This is a genomic window from Piscibacillus salipiscarius, assembly GCF_042685285.1.
GTDB classification, from domain to species: Bacteria; Bacillota; Bacilli; order Bacillales; family Alkalibacillaceae; genus Piscibacillus; species Piscibacillus salipiscarius.
In genome coordinates, this window is sequence record NZ_JBHUMZ010000050.1 from 1 (window position 1) to 23,208 (window position 23,208).

Here is a 23,208-nt window from a genome sequence, read left to right on the forward strand (position 1 = left end):
AACGAATTAAATTAAAATTGGCTGGTTCAAGTCCAGTTCAATACCGAACTCAAACCAGCCAATCAGCTGTATAATTAAAACTCTAACTTTTGGGGGTCACCACCGAATGGGCTGAGATTTTTTTGTTTGAACAGACGAGAATGTCGTTTAGTACAGCTTAATTGATTGATTTTAGCCAATAAAAAACCTTGATCCACTCTACTCGTGGACCAAGGTTTTGTTTTATTACTCAGCGTCTTCTTCAGATTCTTCTTTTGGATATTCCCCATCTAAATAACCGAAGTTAAATTCATCAACTAACCATTTTCCGTCTTCTTTTAGAAGCTCGTAAGTGTAGTCACCACGGTTTTCCTTAGCGTCTCCAGCAATTCTAAAGTTATAGAACTTTTGAGTGTCACCCATTGAGTAAATGTTAAACTCTTCAGCTTCAAGCGTAACGGTGTAATCACGCTCTAACCAAGTCAGCTTACCATCTTTTTCTTCAACAGTTTTTTCAGCAATGCTGTTAGCGAAAGCTTCTGTTGTTGGTGCGTTTTCTAAGAAGTAGTTAGTCACTTCTTCTACTGAAGTGAATTCTTTAACTTGTGAACCATCAACATAGTCCGCTTGGAACTGTTCCATCGCTTCGTTATAAGAATTCATAGCTTCTTCAACTAGTTCATCATCACTAGCCTCAGCTGTTTCTTCAGAGTCCTTTTCTGTGTTTTCAGTTTCTTCGTTATTTTGATTAGAACCACTTGTAGATTCTTCAGATTCTGAGTTGTTACTTCCACATGCTGCAAGAATTAACATTAATGATGCTAATAAAATGACTAAATAACGCATGAAACTCCCTCCCTTTTATGTGCTTGAAATTTTTGACTCCGAGAAAAATTATATCGTGTGCCGAAATAAAAATCAATACAAAATACTCTGAAATTCAAAATAATTTTACATTTTTCGACAAAAATATCAAACTAATGCTGCATACAATATCTCGTGATTGTAGAATTAAAAAAGGTTCCCTGAATGTCAGGGAACCTTTAACTTATCTAAACAAATCTAATAACTTATCCCAAAAACTTTTATTTTCTTTCGTTTCAGGTTCTTTAGTTTCTTCTTCATTTGGTTTAATGTTTTCCGTTTTAATTACAAATTGCACGGTTTCAACCTTTTCGTTTTTAGGTGAAACAAAAGAGGTTGGTTCAAAATCAGATTTGTCAAATTCATTAATCATTTGATCAATCTCGTTTTGCATTTCGTCAGGTAAATCTGATGTTGACTGTGCGAGTTCTGCTGTACCATTATGAAGTTCTTGCGCACCATCTTCTAAGTCATGAGCACCATTTGCCAACTGCGTCATCCCTCCGTGTAAGTCACCATATGAGTGAGCAAGCTGAGAGACACCATCTGTATACTTCACTAATCCTGAATGGAAAGCTTCGTAGTTAGAAGATAGTTGACTTAGGCCATTTTGAAGCTGTTGAATAGATTTAGCCACATCCATTTGCTCAAGGCCCTTTCCTAATTCATCTGCCATTGCCCTCAGATTCGTCCTCATTTCACTAAGTGAGCCTGTTACTGAATCTAAAGTTGATGGAACCGCAGCGAATGCTTGTTGTACTTCTTTATATGTTCCTTTAGCTTTTCGTGCAGACTTATAAGTTTCTACTAACTGATCAATTACTTTTTGGTCAGCACCACTTTGATATAGTTTCTTTATTTGCTCTTGAGTGATCTGATGCTCCGGAATTTCATTTATGGCACCATCCAACGCTTGGTAAGCCTGTTGATAGTTTGTGTTCAGTTCGTTTAATCCGTTTTCTGTTTGTTTAAGTCCATCTGCCATTTTGTAGAGTCCTTGCTGTAATTCTTTTAAATTGCCAACGTTCATATTTCCTGATTCACTGCTTAATGATCCATTAATCTCATTAAGAGCGCCTTGAATCTGTTTGGATCCATTTATAATCTCTGAAGAACGCACTGATAGTTGATTGATTCCATTTTGATAATCTTTATAACCGCTTTGCAGATCTTGTATCCCGTTAGCTAACTCAGAAATTCCGTTTTTCAAATCGCCAACGCCATTATTGACTTCTGAAGTTGCATCAGACAGCGACTTCATGTCACTGGTCATCTCACCTGTATCTGGTGAATCGATTGACATGGAAGATGGCATGGCGTTGATTTGGATTCCGTCCATTTCAAACTGCTTGGCATCTGCTTCAACCGTAAAGTTTCCATCCTTCTCTGGCATAACGGTAAAGGTAACTTGTTTATTTTTACCAGAAGTAGCAACAGTTCCATCTGGTGCTTCGATATTACTGAAATGATCGGTGCTAAGCGGAACTGTTATTTGTAATAAATAGTTGTTGTAGTATTCATGACCAGTCTTTCTGTTTGCTTCAGTTTTTATATGGATGGTCACATGCCCATCCTGACCTACTAATTCTCTGGCTGCAATGCCTTTACCATCTAGTTGATAATTAACATCAATGTTCCATGGCAGCTGTTTATTTTTTATTGTTCCTTCATAGTAAAACTGATCTTCATCTGCAATTAACTCAACTTTGTTTCCATCCTTCTTTAATTCATATAAGTTGGTTAAATTCTGAACAGATGTATATGGGCCGTAATCGATTATTTTACCTGTTTTTTCTATATTAAAATTGTTGACGATATACATACTTTCTTGGTTACCAGACGAATCTAACGTCGCATAGACGACTTCGTGTTTCTCTGAATATGACCCATCACCTTGAGGTTTTTCGTCAGGTGACTGATTCTGAGTCGTTGCAGATACTAGAAAAGTTGGTACAACAAGAACAATTGCTGTCATGACAGCTATCATTCGTTTCAATCTTGATCACCCTTTCTGTTTATAGAAGTTTGCTCTAAAAGTCGTTTTCTCAATCAATTTATCAAACACCAATAACATGGCAGGTAGGAAGAAGACGACTAATAAGAAAGCTAATAAAGCCCCTCTACCTAACAATAGTCCAATTGACGATACAATTGGGTTTGAAGATGTTAGACCGAGTATAAATCCAACACTTGATAATATCGAAGCGGATATAAAAATCGCAAACGTTTTATCATCGATTGTTTTCTTAATAGCTTTAAGGGCAGGCATCTTCTGCCGAACCTTCATATAATACTCGGTAAATAAAATACCATAGTCGACTGTTGCAGCTAATTGCACTGTACTAATAATTAAGTATCCGACATAAACAAGCGGCGAATCCGTAAAGTATGGAACGGATAAATTAATCCAAACAGCTGACTGTATCGTTAGTAGTAAAATAACCGGAACCGATAACGATTTAAAAGTAATCAGTAAGACGAGTGCAATTGTCGCAACAGTTAATAGGTTGACTAATTTATTATCTGCTTCCACAACTTGTTTCATATCATAGAGCGTAACGCTATTTCCTAATAGATGAACTTCATCATAATAGCCATTAGCTGTATCCCGAACCTGCTTAACTAAGTTAAAGGCTACGTCTCCTTCAGGGTCAGTATTGGTGAAAATGGTGATTCGGCTGTAATCGTCTGAGTAGAATTGTTCTGTCACAGATTCATCTAAATAGTCAGAAGGGATTGCTGAACTCACCGTATTGACGTATGCGAAAATACTTGATACGTATTGTAAATCTTCAAGTTCGTGAACTAATTCTTCTTCTTTAGCCACATCACCTTTAGGTACTAAAATTACCATAGGTGTGTTCTTGCCAAACTCCTCTTCAATTGCACGCTGGTCTTGCCCTGCCCGGGTAGAATCTGGCTGGTCGCCAAAACCGTATAAAAATTGCGTCTGACTTTGAGCTAAAAAGGCTGGAACGATCATTAAAGCAATTAATAATAATACAGGAATTCTAAACTTAATCACTCGCTTACCAACATTTTTAAAGTCAGGAACGATTTGTTTGTGCTGAGTTTTATCAATCCATTTATAAAATTGTAACGTTAATGCAGGTAAGAAAATCATGACACTTAGGAAGCTTAATAAAATACCTTTAACTAAGTTAATTCCTAGATCTGCACCTATACCGAAATCCATAAAGGCTAATGCCATAAAACCAAAGAATGTCGTACTAACACTTGCGATAATCGCAGGGAACGATTGTTTCATTGCTAGACTCATGGCTTCTTTAGGATCGTCAACCTGCTTACGATAATCCTGGAAACTATGCAGTAAGAAAATCGCATAATCTAGAGAAACTGCAAGCTGTAAAATGGGCGCAACGGACTGGGTTATAAACGATACTTCACCAAGGAAGATATTTGTTCCCATGTTGATTAAAACAGAAACCCCAATCGCTGTTAGGAAAAAGATTGGTTCCATCCAGGACGTTGTCGATATAATTAAAATGATGATAATAATTGGTACAAGAAGTGCTGCTGCATTTAGTGTTTCAGATGAAGCCATTTTCTGTGATGTGGCCGTATCTAATGCATCCCCAGCAATTGCACCATTTTCTCCAATTAAATCATAAATTTGATTGGTAGCTTCAACTTCGTCTCCTTCAGATATGCTTACAGAAAACAAAGCATTTTGTTCTTGATAATAAGACTCTATTGTATCCTCATTAGCAAGTTCTAAAGGTGTTTTAAGATCTATGACGTCATCAAGCCATGTAACATGGGTCACGCCATCAATGTTTTCAAGCTCATTTTTATAAGAAAGAGCTTTTGTGATGGAAACGTCTCTAATCATGACTCTGGCATTTTCAATCGGTTCATCAAACTCTTCTTCCATTAAATCAGTTGCTTCCATAGAAGGTGTGTCTTCAGGAAGATAATCAACCATATTGTGGTTGACACCAACACCAAATTGGGCAACTGCACTAACTAGTGTAATGATGATAAAAGTCGCAACCACTAGTTTTTTATGCTTAATAATTTTGTCAGCTAGGTCCAATAAGTCTCATCCTCTCTTGCCAAAAACCTAATCACACTTTATCATTATATGGACACCGTGTTGGATAATCAACAAACAGTATGATAAGGTTTGTTAGTTAACCAACACCTTTAGTTAATATGTTGATTTATAACAAAAATGTCACAAAGGAGAGCGCGTTTATGTCTGAACGATTAGACAGACGAAAGAGGTACACACGGAAAGTATTAAAAGAGAGCCTCATTTCACTCTTAAAAGATAAACCCATCTCATCTGTAACGGTAAAAGAAATCTGCGAACTAGCTGATATAAATAGGTCAACTTTCTATACGCATTATAATGATCAATTCGATTTATTAGAAAAAATAGAAGAAGAAATCGCAGATGACCTCGTTCAGTACTTAAACAGTTATAGTTTGTCTATTGAAGAAGAATCTATCGAAATGACGCAAAAATTACTCGAATACATCACCAACAATCAATATATGTTTGAAATTTTATTAAATGAAAATGCCGACCCCATGTTTGAGAAAAGAATGATGAATATTGCCAAACGATTTATCATGTTTAATTGGATGAATGAACATAACGTAGAACAAAGCGATTCTCGCTATTTGAGTACTTTCGTTGTGAGTGGTGCTATTAATGTCATTAAAGATTGGCTCGATAATGATTTAGACAAGAGTCCAAAAGAAATGGCAAAGCTTATTAGTCAATTTACAAACGAAGGGCTCAGCTTTTTAAATAGGTAAAGGATAAAAAGTCTCTAGCGTCGAATTATCTTCAATAAAAGGAGGTCATTCAGATGACGCAAGAGAACCATCCAGTTCTAAAAGGTGCAGAGGAGCTATATGCGAAAGGGAACCACGTAGGTTGTTTAGTATCTCACGGTTTTACTGGTACCACCCAAAGCATGAGACCATTAGGTGAAGCATTAATTGAGGCAGGTTATACCGTTTGCATGCCAAGGCTAAAAGGGCATGGCACTCATTATGAAGATATGGAGAAAACGACTTATCAAGACTGGCAGAACTCCATTCAAGAAGGGTATGAATGGTTAAAAGAACGTTGTGATTCAATTTATATGGCGGGTTTATCCATGGGAGGCACGTTAACACTTGATATGGCGCAACAACATGCTGACTTAAAAGGGATTGTCCTAATTAATGCTGCAATTGATATCCCAGCTATGGCAGAGATAGAAGAAGATGTACGTTTCCTAGATGCGATCGGCTCTGACATTAAAAAGCCTGGAGTTGAAGAACTAGCCTATGAGAAAACACCGGTTAAATCAATTGGTGAGATCAATCAATTAATGAAACAAGTAAGAGAAAAACTAAAAGAGGTTGAGGTACCAACTCTTATATTAGTTTCAGAGGAAGACCACGTCGTGCCACCTAGAAATTCGCAAGACATTTATGAAAAGATTAAATCAGAAGACAAAAAGCTTGTTCAGTTAAGTAACAGCTATCACGTTGCGACATTAGATCATGATCAAGATTTAATTATTAAAGAAACATTAAACTTTATTAAGGATTATAGTTAAGGAGCCAAATGGTTGGCTCCTTTTGTTTTGAATTTAAAATTGGTCTGGAAATTGTTTGATCACAGCTTCAGAGATGGTGTCGGCCATCATGATGATATGGGTGACCCCTTCATCAATAGAATCAATCCTAGCATCCCAATCCTTGTTAATACTAGCTTCTAGATCATCAGCTACTAACTCCAAGTGAGTTTCAAGTAAGTCATCTAATTCATCTTGACTTAGATTAGGGTTAGCGCTACTTAGAAATGCAGCTATATCAACAGCGTTCCGATACCATTCTTTGTTTAAATCCTCAACTGAACTATCTTCATTGTTTATAGCAGCATTCACAAGCCGACCTGCAATTTCGATGTGTTCAGTTAATAAATTTGTTAATTGAGTACCAGCTTCATCACCGTAAAGAGGTTTAATCGCATCTCCAATTTCGACTTGGTTTCTGAGTAACCTGTTTAGAACTTCTTTTTGATCCTCTGCACCTGCAGTTGTTGCACTTGTAATATAATTGCTTGTCCATAATACATGATCAATCCATAATCTGCGGAAATCGTTTTGGAACTGGACCTGCTTTTGACTTATTTCTTCGTTCTGATTGTCCTCAGCCTGTATAGTTAATCCAGGCAACAAGCTTATCATGAGGATAAGAATGAGTAATTTCTTCAATATATTGACCTTCCTTTCAAATGAAATTTCCTCCATATTATGAGTTTATCGGTAAAATTCATTCAACAGTTTAAGTAAGGGTCAACTATGAGTAGAAGAGAAAAACAGAATTTAAGGGATCCATACAAACCCAAAATAAAAATTTCAACAATTTAATATTGTACAACCTTTTTGGTGTCTTAATTTTTCCTGTCCGCATAAACTGTACTAATCGTAATAGATTTCATTTGAAAAATGAAAAAGCATATATTATTTACAAAAACTGCCGTTTAAATTTTCTCTTTTTTTCATGAATTTTGAGAGGAGGCCATCATGGACATTTTAAAAAGAATTTCCGAACATCGCGCACATGAAGAGAGTTTGCGGTGGGAGGGGACTTTTGCAGACTATTTGAATATCGTTAACGAAACACCTGAGGTTGCAGGCACTGCCCATTCTCGTGTTTATAACATGATTAAGAGTTCAGGGGTGGGGAAAAGCGAAGAGGGTACGAATGAGTATAAGTTTTTCAGTAAAGAGTTGTATGGCTTAGATCGAGCAATCGAACAATTAGTTGAAGACTATTTTCATTCAGCTGCTAAACGGCTTGATGTGAGGAAAAGAATTTTGCTATTAATGGGGCCAGTGAGTGGTGGTAAATCAACTATTGTGACCATGCTAAAAGAAGGTTTGGAGCAGTATTCACGTACGGATGAGGGAGCAGTATATGGGATTAAAGGTTGCCCGATGCACGAGGAACCACTTCATTTAATACCAAATGAACTTCGTGGTGATTTTGAAGAAGAATATGGTGTGAAAATTGAAGGAAACCTGTGTCCATCTTGTCAGCTCATGTTAGAAAAAGAATACGACGGTAAAGTTGAGGAAGTCAAAATTGAGCGGATCTTTCTGTCTGAAGATAAACGCGTTGGAATTGGGACGTTTAGTCCGTCTGATCCCAAGTCACAAGATATTGCGGATTTAACAGGAAGTATTGACTTTGCGACGATTGCCGAATATGGCTCAGAATCAGACCCAAGAGCTTACAGGTTCGATGGAGAATTAAATAAAGCCAATCGTGGTTTAATGGAGTTTCAAGAAATGCTAAAGTGTGATGAGAAATTCTTGTGGAATTTGCTATCCCTTACTCAAGAAGGTAATTTTAAAGCAGGACGCTTTGCGCTCATTTCAGCGGATGAATTAATCGTTGCGCACACCAATGAATCAGAATATCGGTCATTTATTAGTAATAAAAAGAATGAAGCACTTCAATCTAGAATGATTGTCATGCCTGTTCCATACAATTTATCCGTATCAAAAGAAGAAAAAATCTATCAAAAACTTATAAAACAAAGTGACTTAGGAAACTTGCACATTGCCCCGCATGCGTTAAGGAGCGCAGCTATTTTCTCCATACTCACCAGATTAAAAGAATCCAAAAAACAAGGAATTGATTTGCTTAAAAAGTTGAAGCTCTATGATGGTAAAACAGTTGAAGGCTTTAAGCTTGCAGATGTTGAAGAGCTCCACAACGAATTTTCTGATGAAGGAATGTCAGGAATCGACCCAAGATATGTGATTAACCGCATATCCAGTGCTCTTATCAATACAGATCATAATTATATAAACGCATTAGATGTGTTACGTTCGATTAAAGATGGTTTAGACTCACACCCATCTATCACGAACGAAACAAAAGAGAAATACCTTAATTTTATATCAGTAGCACGTAAGGAATATGATGATTTAGCTAAGAAAGAAGTCCAAAAAGCATTCGTGTATTCTTATGACGAATCGGCTAAGACGTTATTAGATAATTATCTCGATAACGTGGAGGCCTATTGTAATAAGCAGAAGATGAAAGATCCACTAACTGGAGATGAGATTGAGCCAGATGAGAAACTCATGAGATCGATTGAAGAACAAATCGGCGTTTCCGAAAATGCGAAGAAAGCGTTTCGCGAAGAGATCCTCATTCGAATTTCAGCTTACGCACGAAAAGGAAAGAGATTTGACTATAATTCTCACGAACGTTTACGCGAAGCAATCCAAAAGAAATTATTTGCCGACTTAAAAGATGTCGTTAAGATTACGACTTCGACTAAAACTCCTGATGAAAATCAGCTTAAGAAAATAAATGAAGTTATAAACCGATTAGTAGAAGAGCATGGTTATACAGCTGCTTCAGCTAATGACTTACTGAGATATGTTGGTAGTTTATTAAATCGATAGGTCAAATAAACAGGAGGGATTTCTGTTGAAACAAAAGCCGAATTTCGTTTTATCTCAAGATGATTGGTCCCTCCATCGCAAAGGGTATGAAGATCAGACTAGACATCAGGAAAAGGTTAAAGAAGCCATTAAAGATAACTTGCCAGATTTAGTGACAGAAGAAAGCGTGATTATGTCCAATGGGCGTGACATTATTAAGATTCCAATTCGTTCATTGGATGAATATAAATTTAAATTTAATCATGAAACAAAACAACACACAGGGCAAGGGGATGGTGACAGTGAAGTAGGAGATGTAGTTGCCCGCGATGGCACACCCGAAAAAGGGCAAGGAAAGGGGAAAGGTGCAGGCGATCAGCCTGGTGAAGATTATTATGAAGCGGCAGTTGAGTTCGAACAGCTAGAGAAGATCCTTTTTTCAGAATTAGAACTCCCCGATTTAAAACAAAAAGAGCGAGACCAAATTAAAGTGAACGATATTCGTTTTAATGATATCCGAAAAAAGGGTTTAATGGGGAATGTTGATAAGAAGAGGACATTACTAGAAGCTATTAAACGGAATGCGTTAGAAAACAAAGATGATTTACTCAATATTACAATAGATGACTTACGGTTTAAAACGTGGGAAGAGGAAATACAGCCCCATTCTAACGCAGTCGTCATTGCAATGCTCGATACATCGGCTTCTATGGGGTATTTTGAAAAATATATCGCAAGAAGTTTCTTCTTCTGGATGGTTCGTTTTCTAAGAACGAAATATGAAAATGTTGAAATTGCTTTCGTGGCGCACCATACAAGAGCGAAAGAAGTCAATGAAGAAGAATTCTTCTCAAAAGGTGAAAGTGGAGGAACCATTTGTTCATCGGCTTATTTAAAAGCCTTAGAGTTAATTGAAGAGCGTTATTCACCAGAACGATACAATATATATCCTTTTCATATATCAGATGGAGATAATACGTCTTCTGATAATCAAAAAAGTCTAAAATTAGTTAAACAACTCATGCAAGTCTCTAACATGTTTGGTTATTGTGAAGTCAACCAGTATCGTAATAGCTCATCATCGTTAATGTCTGTCTTTAGATCGATCAATGACCCAAGATTCCGTCACGCAGTTATTCGGGAAAAAGGCGAAGTGTACGATGCGTTAAAAGTTTTCTTTTCAAGTAAAAACGAAGCAGTTAGCTAGGAGGGAGAGTGGGTGACCTTAAAAGAACATCAAGAACTACAGAGAGCGATCAATGAGATCACGGAAATTGCGGAGGGTTTTGGTCTCGACTTTTTCCCTATGAGATATGAAATTTGTCCATCTGATATTATTTACACAATCGGGGCTTACGGAATGCCGACCCGTTTTTCTCATTGGAGTTTCGGAAAAGCATTCCACCGAATGAAATTAGAATATGACCTTGGGCTAAGCATGATTTATGAACTCGTGATTAACTCAAATCCCTGTTACGCATTCTTGCTTGAAAGTAACAGTTTAATTCAAAATAAGTTAATTGTCGCACACGTACTCGGCCACTGTGATTTCTTTAAAAATAATGTTCGTTTCTCGAAAACGTCACGTGATATGGTTGAAAGCATGTCCGCTAGTGCAGAACGAATTAGGTTTTATGAGATGAAATATGGAAAGCAAGAAGTTGAAGATCTATTAGATGCCGCCATTGCGATACAAGAACATATTGACCCTTCTTTATTAAGAAGTCAGTTTAATGAACAAATGAGTGAAGAGCCATCGTCAATGACTAAAAAACAAGGTCCTTATGATGATTTGTGGGCATTAGATGAAACCCCAGATGAGAATGAGTCATTAACAAAAGAAAGGAAACGTAAACCTTTTCCGCCAAAGCCTGAAAAAGACGTTCTATTATTCATTCAAGAATACAGCACAGAATTAGAAGAATGGCAACGTGATGTATTAACGATTCTGCGCGATGAGATGCTTTATTTCTGGCCACAGCTTGAGACAAAAATCATGAACGAAGGCTGGGCTAGCTACTGGCACGTTAGGATTTTAAGAGAAATGGATTTAACAGAAGATGAAACAATTGAATTCGCTAAACTTAACGCATCAGTTGTTCAGCCATCCAAAACGAGCATCAACCCTTATTATCTCGGGTATAAAATGTTTGAAGACATAGAAAGGCGTTGGGACCATCCAACAGAAGAAGAACAAGAACGTTACGGAAGGGTTCCAAACCAAGGTAGGGATAAACTATTTGAAGTGAGGGAAATTGAAGGTGACATTTCCTTCCTTAGGAACTATCTCACGAAGGACCTCGTCGAAGAATTAGACCTGTATTTATTTCAAAAACAAGGTCATAACTATACGATTGTTGATAAAGACTGGGAAAATGTCCGCGATCAGCTGATACAATCGAGAGTAAATGGTGGATTTCCTTTTATCCTAGTAGAGGATGGCGATTATCTTCGCCAAGGAGAACTGCTATTAAAACATTATTATGAAGGATCAGAGTTAGATGTTAAATATATAGAAAGAACGTTACCTTATGTTTATCACTTATGGGGTAGACCCGTTCACCTTCAAACAGTTGTCGAAGATGAAGAGGCACTATTTAGTTACAGTGGAAAAAGAGTTCATAGGAAAATATTAACTTAGTGCTAAAAGAACCCAAATTCTAGTGTGAACTAGTTTTCGGGTTCTTTTTTGTTTATTCTTTCATGATTCAAACACTTTCATTAAGCGATCAACAAATGGATTAGTTTCATGTACATCAGAAAAACCATACAACACTAAAACGCAGAATAATAAGCTCCATCCGGTAATACTGACAGACATCCAAAAAGCTACTTTCTTTTTACTCCCTCCAAGTAATATACCTGAAAATGCGGTGACGTGACTTCCAACAAAAAATGGTCCAATCAATGTTAACCCTGGCAAACCGTATTTGTCCCATAAGTTTTTAGCTCTAGTTTCACGCTTGCTTTGTTTTTCTTTCTTTTTCGCGCGGCGCCACTCTTTAACTTTATTAATAAAAATAATTAATAAATAAACAGTTATTAAATTTCCAATGACTGCAAGGATGAATACAGGCCAAAATGACAAACCAGCTAATACAGCTACTGGTGCAATGATGGGTCCTTCTAAAAATGGAACTGCGGCAAGTATAAATACCATACTATAAACAAAAAGTAATTTTGAAAAATTCATTTGATCTCTCCCTTATTGAGTATAAAATTTTAATTCATCACCCATTTATCTTTTAAAAACATCATTCTACCGACCCCAAAGATAATTAAAATTGCGATAATGTTACTACCTAAAGTAATTACAATATGTTCCCAATCAATAGTTCCTAGCAACAATTCTTTTAAACTACTAAAAATATTAAACATTGGTATGGCGAAGTGATGAAATTCAAGTTCATTTACACCAACACTTGTAAGAACCATAACCGGAAATATAGCCAACATCATGATAGGAGTACTGTAGCTCTGAGATTCTTTAATCGTTTTAGCCATGATACTTGTAACCATTAATATCGATGCAACAAACATAGCGTAAATTATAGTAATAGCAGTAATAATTACTACAATTAAACCAATGTTTGCTGTATTGGAAAGTGCATCTTTTAAATGTTCGGTCATAAACTGAATTTCTAATGCGACCACTATTAATGTCACAACACCTGAAATACTTCCGATTGCAGAAATAGTTAACCATTTAGACATAATAATGGTGAATCTGTTAACAGGAGTCATAAGTAATGCTTCCATTGTTTTCTTTTCTTTTTCACCTGCAAACAAATCAGCTGCAGATGGACCTGCACCAATTCCAATAGCTAGCACAAGTATTAATGGAATGAGTGTTCCTAATAAAGCCATCCCAGCATTCGTTTCACTGATTTCTGTTTGTTCTATTTGAAAAGGATTAATCATCTCACGTTCTAAGTTTGCATTTAATAAACGTTCATTAACAATTGATTGCTTATATTGTTGTAAAGCCGACATGACTATTGTGCTCACGGAGGAGTCTTGGCTAAATTCATCTCTTAACATAACGGTAATTGATGGTTGTTTATGTGAATTAATTTTCTCAACAAACTGACTCTCTGACATTACTCCTGCCTGAACTTCACCATCTTTTAACAACGATTCAGGATTAGAAGACTCAATAACATTAAAATTGTTTGAAGAAAACAATTCTTTGAGTTGACTATCCATATTTACATTTACCGCTAGATTTATTGTTTCAGAATCGGAACTATCTGAGATTAGACTTTCATAATAGAATACAAGAGCACTCATCATAATCAATGGTAATACTACAGTTAATAGTAGAGTTCTTCTGTCGCGAAATGAGTCTTTAAGCTCTTTAATAAACATTGTAAAAAACATATTAACTCCCCCTTACTAAATTACTCATGAATATATAGTTAAGATCTTCGCTTTTTTCTTCTTCATATAATGTTTCAATGCTTCCGTGATAGATTAATTCACCTTTGTGTATCATAGCTACAGAATCGCATAGCATTTGTACTTCTTCCATTATGTGACTTGAGAAAATTATAGTTTTCCCTTGTTGTTTCAGTTGATGAACCAACTGTCGAAACACATTAGCTGCAGTTATATCTAAGCCAGTTGTCGGTTCGTCAAATAAAATAATGTCAGGTTGGTGAATTATAGTTCTAGCAATAGCTAACTTTTGCCTCATTCCTTTAGAGAACCCTTCAACTTTACGATCCAAGTAATCTCTCATTCCGAACATTCTACTTAATTCATCAATTCGAACTTTAGTTTCATGCTGACTAAGATTATAGAGTGCCCCAAAATATTCTAAGTTTTCTCGTGCTGTTAAGCGATTGTATAACCCTGTTTCGCCACCAAATAAGACACCGATTTTTTTCTTTATTTCATTAGGATTTTTAAGGGTGTCATAATTAGCTACTCTAATAACCCCTTCTGTTGGCTGAACAAGAGTTGCAATGGCTCTTAATAAAGTGGTTTTACCTGCGCCATTTTCTCCAAGTAAACCTACGACTTCTCCGCTTTCAACACTAAAAGAAACATGCTTTAGTGCGGTTATATATGTTTTTTTGTCTTGAAATTTCTTAGTAAGATCTGTCACTTCAATCATATTTATGTCCTCCCTTAAACTTGTTAATTTAATCATATATATAATGACTAATGATTTCTTTACTTATGTCGTGAATGTTCCATTTTATGTCGCGAAAAAGTCAAAAGATTATTAGATGTATGTTAATATTTAGTTAAAATGAATTGATATTTATGGGGGATGGCTGTGAAAGTAGGATTAGTAGACGATCGAGAAATTGACTTAGATAAGATGCATGCTATTGTGTCTTCCATAGAAGAAGTTAATATTACTTTTAGAACAACATCAGCTGAAGAAGCTTATAATCAAATAAAATCAGAAGCGCTTGATTTATTGATCGCAGACATTGAGATGCCTAATATGTCAGGTTTTGAACTGGCTGATATTATTCATTCTCACGCTCTTGATATTGCGGTTATTTTTGTTACTGCATCAAGTGGTTATGCGGTTAATGCTTTTGAACTGAATGTACATGATTATATTATGAAGCCCTATCCAAAAGAAAGGCTTGTCCAGTCTGTTCAAAAATTAATTAAAAAACATCAATCTACTGAAATGAAAGGTAGACTATTCATAAAGCATAAGAATGATATACATATTATACTAAAGCAAGATATTATTTTCATTGAGCGTTCAGGAAGATCAACTACTATATATACAAAAAATGAAGAAATTAAAACATATCTAACATTAAATGAATTAGAAGGGGAGTTACGAGAAAGAGATTTTATACGTTCTCATCGTTCATTTATAATTAATATTTTGTATGTAAAGAACTTTAATCTTTATGCTAAGAACTCATATCTAGTAAATTTTGAAAATCGTGATGAACAGGCAATGATTACAAAAGATAAAGTTAAATTCATACAAGAGAACTATTTTTAGAGGTGAACAAGTTGTTCAACATCATCTATTGGATAATGATTATTTTATTTACTAGTTTACATATACAAGAATTAATGAAAAGTTTCTCTATAAATTTATCATATTTCATTACGACATTAGTCATTGTTGTTATTGTAGCATTGGTTAGTCGAAAATTTAATTTGGAAACTAAGGAAGGCCCAATATTATGGAGAGTGATATTAGGGTGTATTCAATTAGTTATATTATTTATTAATTTTATATCTGAAACGGTCTGGGGATCTCTTTCTTTATTTATTATTTTTATTGGTCTAGAGTGGTTCAGACATATCATTATAAAACAGTTTAAAGACACACATAATAAAATTATAGAATATGAGAGAGAGCGTGAAAACCTAAATAATACGTTTCGGACAGTTAGAAGCGAACGACATGACTATTTAAAGCATATCTCAGCCATCCATTTTTTATTAGAAAGTCATAAACATGAAGAAGCTAAATTCTATTTAGATCAATTAGTAGATAGCTACGAAGAAACTAATTTATCTATTAAAGGGGAAACTGGAGTTGTAGCCGCTAGCTTACATCAATCATATAAAAGAGCTAAGGAATTGGGAATCTCGGTAGATTATAGTCTAGATGTGCCTATATCTTCATTACCTATGTCTGATCGTGATATTGTGTCATTGGTGGGTAACTTACTATCTAATGGAATTGATGCATGTGAACATTGGCAAATTGAAAAAGGAAAACAAGCATTAATCACATTAGACTTTTATAAAAGAAGCGGATTATACATATTAACGTGTGAAAATGATAGTGTAACAATTCCAGCCAAAATATTAGATCGGCTATATATTGATTATGGTGTTACAACTAAAGGGGAGACTCATGAAGGGTTAGGGACTAAGATTATTAAAGACATTGTTAAGAAATACGATGGCTTTTTGGACTTCGTGCATAAAGATGAAAAGTTTCTAGTTAAAATCAAAATACCATTGATTAAATAAAAGGCATGATCAACTTTTGTTAATCATGCCCAATTATGTTACTTAACAATCTGAACCTTTTTAATCGTACGATCATTCACTTCAAGTACTTTATAAGTTAAATTTTCTTGTTCAATCACTTCATTTTCATCTGGGAAATCGTTCAAAATACTAAGTAAATAACCTGATAGAACATCTTCTTCTTCAGGGATTTCAGTATTAAATATACTATTTAGACGCCTTAATGGAATTTTTCCATCGCAAATGATTTCTGTTTCTGTTAACTTCTCAACCATCGAATCATTTTCAGCATCAATTTCATCTTCAATTTCAAGTCCAATCATCGCTTCAATAATATCTTCATGGGTCACAATGCCTTCTGTACCACCATATTCATCGAGCACAATCGCAATGTGTTTCTTATGTCTGGTCATCTCACGAAAGACATGTTCAATAGATTGAAATTCATAAATGACTAAAGGGTCCATGTCGCTAAATGCTTTTAATGGTTGATCAGGCTGAGTTGACCATTGAATCAGATATTTAGAGTGGAAGACTCCTATAATATGATCAATGTCTTCACTAATAATTGGATATCTTGTAAACGTATTATTGATGACGATATCTCGGGCTTCTTCGAATGACGCATCTGCTTTCAGTGATACAATTTCAACTCTTGGTGTTTGAAGGACATCTTTAACATTTAAATTTTGAAAATCTAAAACACCTTTAATTCGAGATGACTCCTCATCAAGGAAAGTACCTTCAGAATCCGCAATGTCGACCATCGCTTTAAACTCTTCTTTTGAAAAAGAGGATTCCTGTTGTTGGCCTTTAGATAGCCTGTTAGTAATCGAATCTGTCATCCAATTAAGAACTAGCGTCACAGGTTTTAATATAAAAACGACAGCTCTAATAATGGGGTATACCATGTAAGAAATACGATCTGGAAAAGCGGCTGCGACAGACTTTGGAATGACTTCGGCTACAATAATGATGGTAATGGTTAAAATCCCTGTCGCTATGGCTACATCAAACCCGTATTCGATAGCCATTGTTGTCACAAGTGTAGGCAAAATTATATTTGATATGTTATTACCGATTAAAATGGATGTGATAAACTCATTAGGTTTAGACACGAGGTTTAAAAGCTTCTCAGATTTTTTATCACCATTTTTAACCTTAGATCGAAGTCTAACTTGGTTAGTAGCTGTTAATGCTGTTTCGCTTCCAGAGAAGAAAAATGAGACAAGTATAAGTGCGATGATGGCAAAAATCAAAACAGTTCCTCCTTAAGTTATATGTAACAATTACTCCATTCCCCATTAAGTATAAAAGTTAACTTTTATTATACAGCAAGATGAAAAAAATGTAATTTGTGTAAGGAAGACACTTTCTTAGAGTCGGAACATAATTACTGATAAAATAACAGTATATATAGAGAATTTAGAGGTGACGCTTCATGACAAAAACCAACATTATCATCGATTGCGACCCGGGACATGACGATGCGATAGCGATGATTTTAGCAGCATCTAATCAAGACTTATTAAATATTAAAGCCATCACAACAGTTGGCGGTAATGTGGAAGTCGAGAAAAACACGCTTAATGCGCTTAGAATATGCGATATTATCGGACTAGAGCAAGTGCCTGTTGCGAAAGGGGCTAAAAGGCCGTTAGTTAAAGATATTGAAGTGGCTGAGAGTATTCATGGTGAATCAGGTTTAGAAGGCCCAAATTTACCAGATGTTCCAACAAAGCAAATTATTGACACTCATGCTGTGGATTTGATTTTAGAGATTTTACATAATACGGATGAGCCGATTACGTTAGTTGCAACAGGACCACTTACAAATATTGCGATGGTCTTAATTAAAGAGCCTGAACTAAAACAAAAGATTAGCGAGATTGTTTTAATGGGCGGGGGAACGTTCGGCAACTGGACGCCAGCAGCAGAATTTAACATTTATGTAGATGCAGAAGCGGCTGATGTGGTGTTCAAAAGTGGTATACCAATATGTATGTTTGGCCTAGATGTTACTCATCAAGTACTCGCAACAAATGAAGAGATTGCTAAACTACAAAACATTAATAATAATGTATCTGAATTTGTCGTTGAATTACTACATTTCTTCACTAAAACGTACCAAGACGTGTTTGATTTTGAAGGAGCTCCTATTCATGATGCGTGTACGATTGCTTATTTGATTGACCCATCGATCTTCACGTTTAAACATGTTCATGTCGACATCGAAACAAAGGGCGAGCATTCGTATGGGATGACAGCAGTGGACAGGCTTGGTGTGACTGGAAAAGAACCCAATGTTCATTTTGCAACTGAAGCTAATACTTCGAAGTTTTGGACCTTACTAGAAAAAAGTGTTGCATCATATTCATAGGCTAGAGAGGGGGGGAAGTACGTTGAAACGACCAAAAATCACTGTTGTTGGCAGTATTAACATGGATCTTGTCACTATGACAGACCAATTCCCAGTTCAAGGAGAAACGGTAAGAGGATCTGAGTTCCAAACGATTCCAGGTGGAAAAGGGGCGAACCAAGCAGTAGCGGCTGCAAGACTTGGAGCTGATGTAACAATGATTGGATGTGTTGGGGATGATGAGTTTGGTGAACAGCTTCTAAGTAACTTAAAACGAGAAGGCATCAACTCTGGCAATGTGAGACGTATTCAAAATACATCATCGGGGCTTGCCAATATTATTTTAAGTGAACAAGATAACCGGATTATTATTATCGGCGGAGCCAATGAACATGTTTCAACGGATTATTTAGATCAAACTAAAGAAGCCATTATAAACAGTGATTATGTCTTGCTGCAGTTTGAAATTCCGAAAGACACAATTATGTATTGCATAGAGTTATGTCATCAATATGACATTCCACTGATTGTGAATCCCGCACCAGCTATGGAGTTACCTTCTGAATGGTGGAAAAAGGTTACCTATGTAACACCTAATGAGACAGAACATGCACAATTATTTAATGGAGAACAAATCGAATCATTAATTGTGACGAAAGGAAAAGGTGGAGCTGAATTTATTTTAGATGGAAAAAAGCAACTTATGCCAGCTTATAATGTCAAAGTCGTTGATACAACAGGCGCTGGAGATACGTTTAATGGAGCACTTGCCGTCAGACTTGGAGAGGGGAACAGCCTACCTGAAGCGGTACAGTTTGCGAATGCTGCAGCCGCGCTGTCTGTTCAAAAAATGGGTGCACAAGCTGGCATGCCAACTAAAGAGGAAGTGAATCGATTGATTGAGCAAAAACTACAGTAAAAAACTGTAGTTTTTGTTTATACAAACGAACGGTTCATTAACACAATTCTCCAACCATCTGGATCTTCAATGGTAACTCCTTGTTCTTTCCAATAGTCATTTTCAGGTTCAACCTCAGGATAACCCATGCCTTCTAGGCGGTTAGCTAATTTATCGATCTCTTGTTTATTCTCGATATAGAAGACTAATAAATTATCTTTTGATGGGGCAGGGCACGGACTACCGTCTACATGCTGTGTGAACTCCAGATGATAATCCGTACCAGGTAATCCTAATATGACACCTTCATATCCCCGATGACCTTCAAAATGTCCAATTTCACTAAGTCCGAGTCCTTCTTTATAGAAACGCACCACTTCTTTTAATTGATCAGTGGGTCTCGCCACTCTAACTTGCGCTACTGTAAAATCTCTAAATTCCAAAACTGTCACCCTTTCTTTTAAAGCAAACTTGATAATCAATGATAAAAACCATTATATCAACATATCTAGGAAACTTTAAATCTAACGAAAGCAGTATAAGCGCCCTGATTGCTTGAGAATGATTGATTTCCAAGGAAATGATTAGTAAAAGACATGGAGAGTTCCAAAGAGGGAGTTTTCTAAGTCTTTGTTCTGTAAGGTTAGATAAATTGATTTTAGGGGTGGATAAATTGATGTTTTTTACTTCGTCGACAAATTTCGCGGTAGATATATTTCAAAATGGGTTAGATAAATCCGAAGATGGGGTAGATATTTTCCCAAAAAAAGAACCAGTTAACATGTTTTAACTGGAAACAGGAAACTATAACTCATTCTTTTTTATTTTACTCTTAACTATGCGATGAATTACGGCAAAGAAGTTAGTCGAGCTTTTTAATCGTATGAATTACGGGCAATTAATGAAGGGATTAAACGAGTCATTAAGTTGATAAGGTGCATAGTTTAGCAACTATGCACCCAGCAGTGTTTATTTATTTTTGAAAAGATCGAGAAAAGCATGATAAATTTCTATACCTTGAAATGAAAATAGACTCAAGGCAGTTAATGAAAATAACCCAATCATCATAAATCTAAAAATTAACATCTGATCCCTCCTAGTTATTTAGTTTTCAATAACTAGGAAATTGAATTAAATAGGAACTCCTATAAAAGACAGGAGTTAGTCGCCTTTTCCTTAATTGGTAATACCATGTTGGAATCAATGAAAAAGTGTATCCGATAATCGGAATAAATATAATAATCGCATTGGTAAAGAAAGTTACTTTTGAAAAATCATTATGGTTTAATCCAGAAGTAAAAAAATGTGCTTCACTATTTTCAGTAACGTTATTTGGTAAATCAACTGGAAGGCCATCTGTAATTGTTCCATTAAAGTTTCCGATTAGAAATGCAGTTAAGATTGTTAAAAATACAAACCGGAAGGCATGCTGACGTTTCATTATGCCATCTCCTTTAGATAGTTCATACTCATTATATACATATTCATAAGAGATAATAACAGTTTATCAATAAATTTTCCTTATTAAAAGCATATTTTAATAGTTACACAGTGTTAACAATCCCATAACAAAGCGTTTAAAACCGTTTCAATATAAAGATATATGGGGTAGTTTAATAGTAAAAGTGTGTCTTAGGAGTAGATATGTATGAGGAGAGAAGCTTATTTCGATAATGCAAGACTCCTTTTCATTTTTTTTGTTGTATTTGGCCATTTAATTCAGCCAATGAAAGGGAACTTTGAGACTGCTGATGCCTTATATCAGTGGATCTATATATTTCATATACCAGCGTTTGTATTTATTAGTGGGTTCTTTGCAAGTGGTGCAGGTAGTAAGGAATATTTGAAAAAACTTACAAAGAAACTACTATTGCCATATTTAATTTTTCAGCTTATATATACGGTTGTGACAGCACTAAGTAATGGACCGTATCAAACTTTAATAGATCCACATTGGTCATTGTGGTTCTTATTAAGCTTATTTAGCTGGCATGTATTACTAATTTGGTTTAAAAAAATACCAGCTGTTCCGGGAATTATTCTAGCGTTCTTAATGGGGACGTTTATAGGGTTTGTGCCATTTATAGGCCATGAATTCAGCTTATCCAGAACGTTTGTCTTTTTTCCATTCTTCATAATGGGATATTGGATTAGTCAGAGTCAAATCTACCAATTGAAGAATGTAAAATATAAATTTGCTGCTGTGAGTGTTGTGGCCGTAACATTAGTTGTAAGTTACTTTAAACCTGTTATTCCAGCAGAGCTCATGTTTGGATCCTATTCTTATGAAGCCTTAAATATGGTTTCAACAGGCATGATCAACCGTTTAGGACTATATAGCTTGAGCCTATTAATTGTATTTTCATTAGTCATTTTAATACCGAAAAAACGATTTAGCTTTACCAACTTAGGGCAATATACGCTATACGTCTATCTATTACATGGACTATTTATTCAGTTCATAAGACGAGAGGATTTATTGCAACTGAATCAGAACCTAGACATCATCCCGCTCGCGGTTATTGCAGGTACAATGGTCTGGTTCTTATCCAATAAGTGGGTCATTACGTTATCTCAGCCGATTATTGAAGGAAAAGCAACATTAATTCAGCAGCAAATCGGTGAAAGGAAGCTACCATACCACAAAGAAAAGACCGAATAAATTAGTAAAGAGCTCTATTAAGAAGGATTAATAGAGCTCTTTTTAAATGAGAAAAGTTTTTTAATGATCATATAACCTGCTAGCCCTAAAACCAAGGAAAGAGGAATAAATGCAAACTGCATAGAATTACCGATTGGTAAGCTAGTGAGTGAATTGATCATTAGTCCTGCCATAATGACTGTTACTAGATAAATAATATTAACCTTTAAAAAGTGATTCAAGAAATTGTGTTTTGATGAAACAAACTTTAACCCGATAATTAAAACAGTGATAAACGCAACCGATATCAAGTTACTAATACTAGTTAATAGAGTCCCTATTTGATTAATGTGTTCTATTTCTTTAGATGAAAGTTTTTCTTTTGTTATAAGCTGCTTGGAGTGGTAAAAATGTTTAATATCAATGTAAATGTAAGCAATATATAAAAAAGTTACTACGCCTAAATAGATAAAATTAATAAGTTTGTTATTCATTACGCTCTTAAATCCACCTTTGGTAATAATTAATAATATTAATAATACCTTTTTTACCAAAGTATTCAAGCGCTGGTTTAATCCTGATTCTGTTGGTCATATTCCCTACCATAATGCCCACGAGCTTTAATTTCATGAATTAACCTGATGGTTGGTTTAATCGCAAACTGAAAGCTGGCTAAGACAAATAACGTGACACCCCAAGTTTTTAACGACTCGAAATAAAAGAATATACTTCCGATTAAAAACCAAAATGCCACCGTAAAGTCATTAAGTGTATAAAGGACGTTATAGATCTTTTTGTAAAAACGTTTGTGTTGTTGCATTTGTTCATCAATGTAATCTTCGCGCGACTGATGTTGCGCATTAGTTTGATTCTCTTCCTCTGTCATACCATCTCTCCTACTTGATCCATTCTATAATTTAATTTTTCCTATTATTGGGATTCTAAAACATAGCTTACATTAGTGCTAAAGAGACAAATTAGCGATAAACATATTGGTCCATAAAAAATTTATGTATATTTTATACATGAGTTGTTCATTTAGTTATTGAAAATGCTGTTTTTG

At 35.4% G+C, this 23,208-nt stretch carries 22 protein-coding genes; 10 read left to right on the forward strand and 12 right to left on the reverse strand.

The annotated features are described in order from the left end of the window. Positions 1–225: 225 nt before the first annotated feature. From ACFSW4_RS13985 to ACFSW4_RS13995, 3 genes are all read right to left on the reverse strand, one after another. Positions 226–825 carry a hypothetical protein gene (locus tag ACFSW4_RS13985; RefSeq protein ID WP_054754061.1) on the reverse strand — a complete coding sequence of 200 codons (600 nt, stop codon included), beginning with the start codon at positions 823–825 and terminating at the stop codon, positions 226–228. 202 nt (positions 826–1,027) lie between these two features. Continuing rightward, positions 1,028–2,830, reverse strand: coding sequence for a YhgE/Pip domain-containing protein (locus ACFSW4_RS13990; protein WP_377330158.1), 1,803 nt, complete (start codon positions 2,828–2,830; stop codon positions 1,028–1,030). Between the two features lie 15 nt (positions 2,831–2,845). After that, positions 2,846–4,789, reverse strand: coding sequence for an efflux RND transporter permease subunit (locus tag ACFSW4_RS13995; RefSeq protein ID WP_377330160.1), 1,944 nt, complete (start codon positions 4,787–4,789; stop codon positions 2,846–2,848). 272 nt (positions 4,790–5,061) lie between these two features. Here ACFSW4_RS13995 and ACFSW4_RS14000 point away from each other — a divergent pair, with 272 nt between their 5' ends. Together ACFSW4_RS14000 and ACFSW4_RS14005 are read left to right on the forward strand one after the other, a co-directional pair. Next, complete coding sequence (locus tag ACFSW4_RS14000; protein WP_054754055.1) at positions 5,062–5,631, forward strand: TetR/AcrR family transcriptional regulator; 570 nt, start codon at positions 5,062–5,064, stop codon at positions 5,629–5,631. 53 nt (positions 5,632–5,684) lie between these two features. Continuing rightward, positions 5,685–6,425, forward strand: a complete 741-nt coding sequence (locus tag ACFSW4_RS14005) for an alpha/beta hydrolase (protein ID WP_377330048.1) — start codon at positions 5,685–5,687, stop codon at positions 6,423–6,425. Positions 6,426–6,458: 33 nt separating this feature from the next. Here the strand turns inward: ACFSW4_RS14005 and ACFSW4_RS14010 are convergent, their stop codons facing one another. Continuing rightward, on the reverse strand, positions 6,459–7,085 hold the full coding sequence (locus ACFSW4_RS14010) for a hypothetical protein (RefSeq protein WP_054754053.1): 627 nt from the start codon (positions 7,083–7,085) through the stop codon (positions 6,459–6,461). 312 nt (positions 7,086–7,397) lie between these two features. Here ACFSW4_RS14010 and ACFSW4_RS14015 point away from each other — a divergent pair, with 312 nt between their 5' ends. The 3 genes from ACFSW4_RS14015 to ACFSW4_RS14025 are packed head-to-tail and all read left to right on the forward strand — an operon-like array spanning position 7,398 to position 11,916. Beyond that, the gene (locus ACFSW4_RS14015) at positions 7,398–9,296 is read left to right on the forward strand and encodes a PrkA family serine protein kinase (RefSeq protein WP_377330050.1); all 1,899 of its coding nucleotides are present in this window, start codon (positions 7,398–7,400) and stop codon (positions 9,294–9,296) included. Positions 9,297–9,321: 25 nt separating this feature from the next. Then, on the forward strand, positions 9,322–10,482 hold the full coding sequence (gene yhbH, locus ACFSW4_RS14020; RefSeq protein WP_377330051.1) for a sporulation protein YhbH: 1,161 nt from the start codon (positions 9,322–9,324) through the stop codon (positions 10,480–10,482). A 12-nt stretch (positions 10,483–10,494) separates the two neighbouring features. Continuing rightward, positions 10,495–11,916: a SpoVR family protein gene (locus ACFSW4_RS14025; RefSeq protein WP_377330053.1), complete on the forward strand. Its 1,422-nt coding sequence runs from the start codon at positions 10,495–10,497 to the stop codon at positions 11,914–11,916. Positions 11,917–11,976: 60 nt separating this feature from the next. On the opposite strand, the gene ACFSW4_RS14030 is transcribed toward ACFSW4_RS14025, so the two are convergent. Genes ACFSW4_RS14030 through ACFSW4_RS14040 form a run of 3 tightly spaced genes read right to left on the reverse strand, consistent with a single transcriptional unit; the run spans position 11,977 to position 14,394 of the window. Beyond that, a complete protein-coding gene (locus tag ACFSW4_RS14030; protein ID WP_377330055.1) occupies positions 11,977–12,468 on the reverse strand; it encodes a small multi-drug export protein in 492 nt (163 codons plus the stop codon). A gap of 29 nt (positions 12,469–12,497) precedes the next feature. Continuing rightward, positions 12,498–13,655 (reverse strand): ABC transporter permease, encoded by a 1,158-nt coding sequence (locus ACFSW4_RS14035; RefSeq protein ID WP_054754050.1) that lies wholly within the window; start codon positions 13,653–13,655, stop codon positions 12,498–12,500. Position 13,656: 1 nt separating this feature from the next. Beyond that, the gene (locus ACFSW4_RS14040) at positions 13,657–14,394 is read right to left on the reverse strand and encodes an ABC transporter ATP-binding protein (RefSeq protein ID WP_054754049.1); all 738 of its coding nucleotides are present in this window, start codon (positions 14,392–14,394) and stop codon (positions 13,657–13,659) included. Positions 14,395–14,553: 159 nt separating this feature from the next. Here ACFSW4_RS14040 and ACFSW4_RS14045 point away from each other — a divergent pair, with 159 nt between their 5' ends. Together ACFSW4_RS14045 and ACFSW4_RS14050 are read left to right on the forward strand one after the other, a co-directional pair. Further along, complete coding sequence (locus ACFSW4_RS14045; protein ID WP_377330057.1) at positions 14,554–15,258, forward strand: LytR/AlgR family response regulator transcription factor; 705 nt, start codon at positions 14,554–14,556, stop codon at positions 15,256–15,258. Between the two features lie 11 nt (positions 15,259–15,269). Further along, entirely contained in the window at positions 15,270–16,247 is a 978-nt protein-coding gene (locus tag ACFSW4_RS14050) for a sensor histidine kinase (RefSeq protein WP_279401725.1), read from the forward strand. Positions 16,248–16,285: 38 nt separating this feature from the next. On the opposite strand, the gene ACFSW4_RS14055 is transcribed toward ACFSW4_RS14050, so the two are convergent. Then, on the reverse strand, positions 16,286–17,506 hold the full coding sequence (locus ACFSW4_RS14055; RefSeq protein WP_054754047.1) for a hemolysin family protein: 1,221 nt from the start codon (positions 17,504–17,506) through the stop codon (positions 16,286–16,288). A 182-nt stretch (positions 17,507–17,688) separates the two neighbouring features. On the opposite strand from ACFSW4_RS14055, the gene ACFSW4_RS14060 reads away from it, so the two are divergent. Both ACFSW4_RS14060 and rbsK read left to right on the forward strand, forming a co-directional pair. Next, positions 17,689–18,627 (forward strand): nucleoside hydrolase, encoded by a 939-nt coding sequence (locus ACFSW4_RS14060; RefSeq protein WP_054754045.1) that lies wholly within the window; start codon positions 17,689–17,691, stop codon positions 18,625–18,627. A gap of 22 nt (positions 18,628–18,649) precedes the next feature. Next, a complete protein-coding gene (rbsK, locus tag ACFSW4_RS14065) occupies positions 18,650–19,525 on the forward strand; it encodes a ribokinase (protein ID WP_054754044.1) in 876 nt (291 codons plus the stop codon). A 17-nt stretch (positions 19,526–19,542) separates the two neighbouring features. Here rbsK and ACFSW4_RS14070 read toward each other — a convergent pair whose 3' ends face one another. Both ACFSW4_RS14070 and ACFSW4_RS14075 read right to left on the reverse strand, forming a co-directional pair. After that, the gene (locus ACFSW4_RS14070; RefSeq protein WP_054754063.1) at positions 19,543–19,947 is read right to left on the reverse strand and encodes a VOC family protein; all 405 of its coding nucleotides are present in this window, start codon (positions 19,945–19,947) and stop codon (positions 19,543–19,545) included. 668 nt (positions 19,948–20,615) lie between these two features. Next, positions 20,616–20,945 carry a hypothetical protein gene (locus tag ACFSW4_RS14075; protein ID WP_377330060.1) on the reverse strand — a complete coding sequence of 110 codons (330 nt, stop codon included), beginning with the start codon at positions 20,943–20,945 and terminating at the stop codon, positions 20,616–20,618. A gap of 207 nt (positions 20,946–21,152) precedes the next feature. Between ACFSW4_RS14075 and ACFSW4_RS14080 the strand changes: the two genes are divergently transcribed. Then, positions 21,153–22,166, forward strand: coding sequence for an acyltransferase family protein (locus ACFSW4_RS14080; protein WP_377330062.1), 1,014 nt, complete (start codon positions 21,153–21,155; stop codon positions 22,164–22,166). A gap of 17 nt (positions 22,167–22,183) precedes the next feature. On the opposite strand, the gene ACFSW4_RS14085 is transcribed toward ACFSW4_RS14080, so the two are convergent. Both ACFSW4_RS14085 and ACFSW4_RS14090 read right to left on the reverse strand, forming a co-directional pair. Continuing rightward, positions 22,184–22,639, reverse strand: coding sequence for a hypothetical protein (locus ACFSW4_RS14085; protein ID WP_377330064.1), 456 nt, complete (start codon positions 22,637–22,639; stop codon positions 22,184–22,186). A gap of 77 nt (positions 22,640–22,716) precedes the next feature. Continuing rightward, on the reverse strand, positions 22,717–23,031 hold the full coding sequence (locus ACFSW4_RS14090; protein WP_054754035.1) for a YrhK family protein: 315 nt from the start codon (positions 23,029–23,031) through the stop codon (positions 22,717–22,719). Positions 23,032–23,208 lie beyond the last annotated feature (177 nt).

Coding starts and splice junctions, on each gene's coding strand:
- ACFSW4_RS14075 (WP_377330060.1), bottom strand. CDS start 20,945: ATGAAACGTCAGCATGCCTTCCGGTTTGTATTTTTAACAATCTTAACT.
- ACFSW4_RS14045 (WP_377330057.1), top strand. CDS start 14,554: ATGGCTGTGAAAGTAGGATTAGTAGACGATCGAGAAATTGACTTAGAT.
- ACFSW4_RS14040 (WP_054754049.1), bottom strand. CDS start 14,394: ATGATTGAAGTGACAGATCTTACTAAGAAATTTCAAGACAAAAAAACA.
- ACFSW4_RS14015 (WP_377330050.1), top strand. CDS start 7,398: ATGGACATTTTAAAAAGAATTTCCGAACATCGCGCACATGAAGAGAGT.
- ACFSW4_RS14005 (WP_377330048.1), top strand. CDS start 5,685: ATGACGCAAGAGAACCATCCAGTTCTAAAAGGTGCAGAGGAGCTATAT.
- ACFSW4_RS14080 (WP_377330062.1), top strand. CDS start 21,153: ATGAGGAGAGAAGCTTATTTCGATAATGCAAGACTCCTTTTCATTTTT.
- ACFSW4_RS14035 (WP_054754050.1), bottom strand. CDS start 13,655: ATGTTTTTTACAATGTTTATTAAAGAGCTTAAAGACTCATTTCGCGAC.
- ACFSW4_RS14030 (WP_377330055.1), bottom strand. CDS start 12,468: ATGAATTTTTCAAAATTACTTTTTGTTTATAGTATGGTATTTATACTT.
- ACFSW4_RS14000 (WP_054754055.1), top strand. CDS start 5,062: ATGTCTGAACGATTAGACAGACGAAAGAGGTACACACGGAAAGTATTA.
- ACFSW4_RS14060 (WP_054754045.1), top strand. CDS start 17,689: ATGACAAAAACCAACATTATCATCGATTGCGACCCGGGACATGACGAT.
- ACFSW4_RS13995 (WP_377330160.1), bottom strand. CDS start 4,789: ATGGTTGATTATCTTCCTGAAGACACACCTTCTATGGAAGCAACTGAT.
- ACFSW4_RS14085 (WP_377330064.1), bottom strand. CDS start 22,639: ATGAATAACAAACTTATTAATTTTATCTATTTAGGCGTAGTAACTTTT.
- ACFSW4_RS13990 (WP_377330158.1), bottom strand. CDS start 2,830: ATGATAGCTGTCATGACAGCAATTGTTCTTGTTGTACCAACTTTTCTA.
- ACFSW4_RS13985 (WP_054754061.1), bottom strand. CDS start 825: ATGCGTTATTTAGTCATTTTATTAGCATCATTAATGTTAATTCTTGCA.
- ACFSW4_RS14090 (WP_054754035.1), bottom strand. CDS start 23,031: ATGACAGAGGAAGAGAATCAAACTAATGCGCAACATCAGTCGCGCGAA.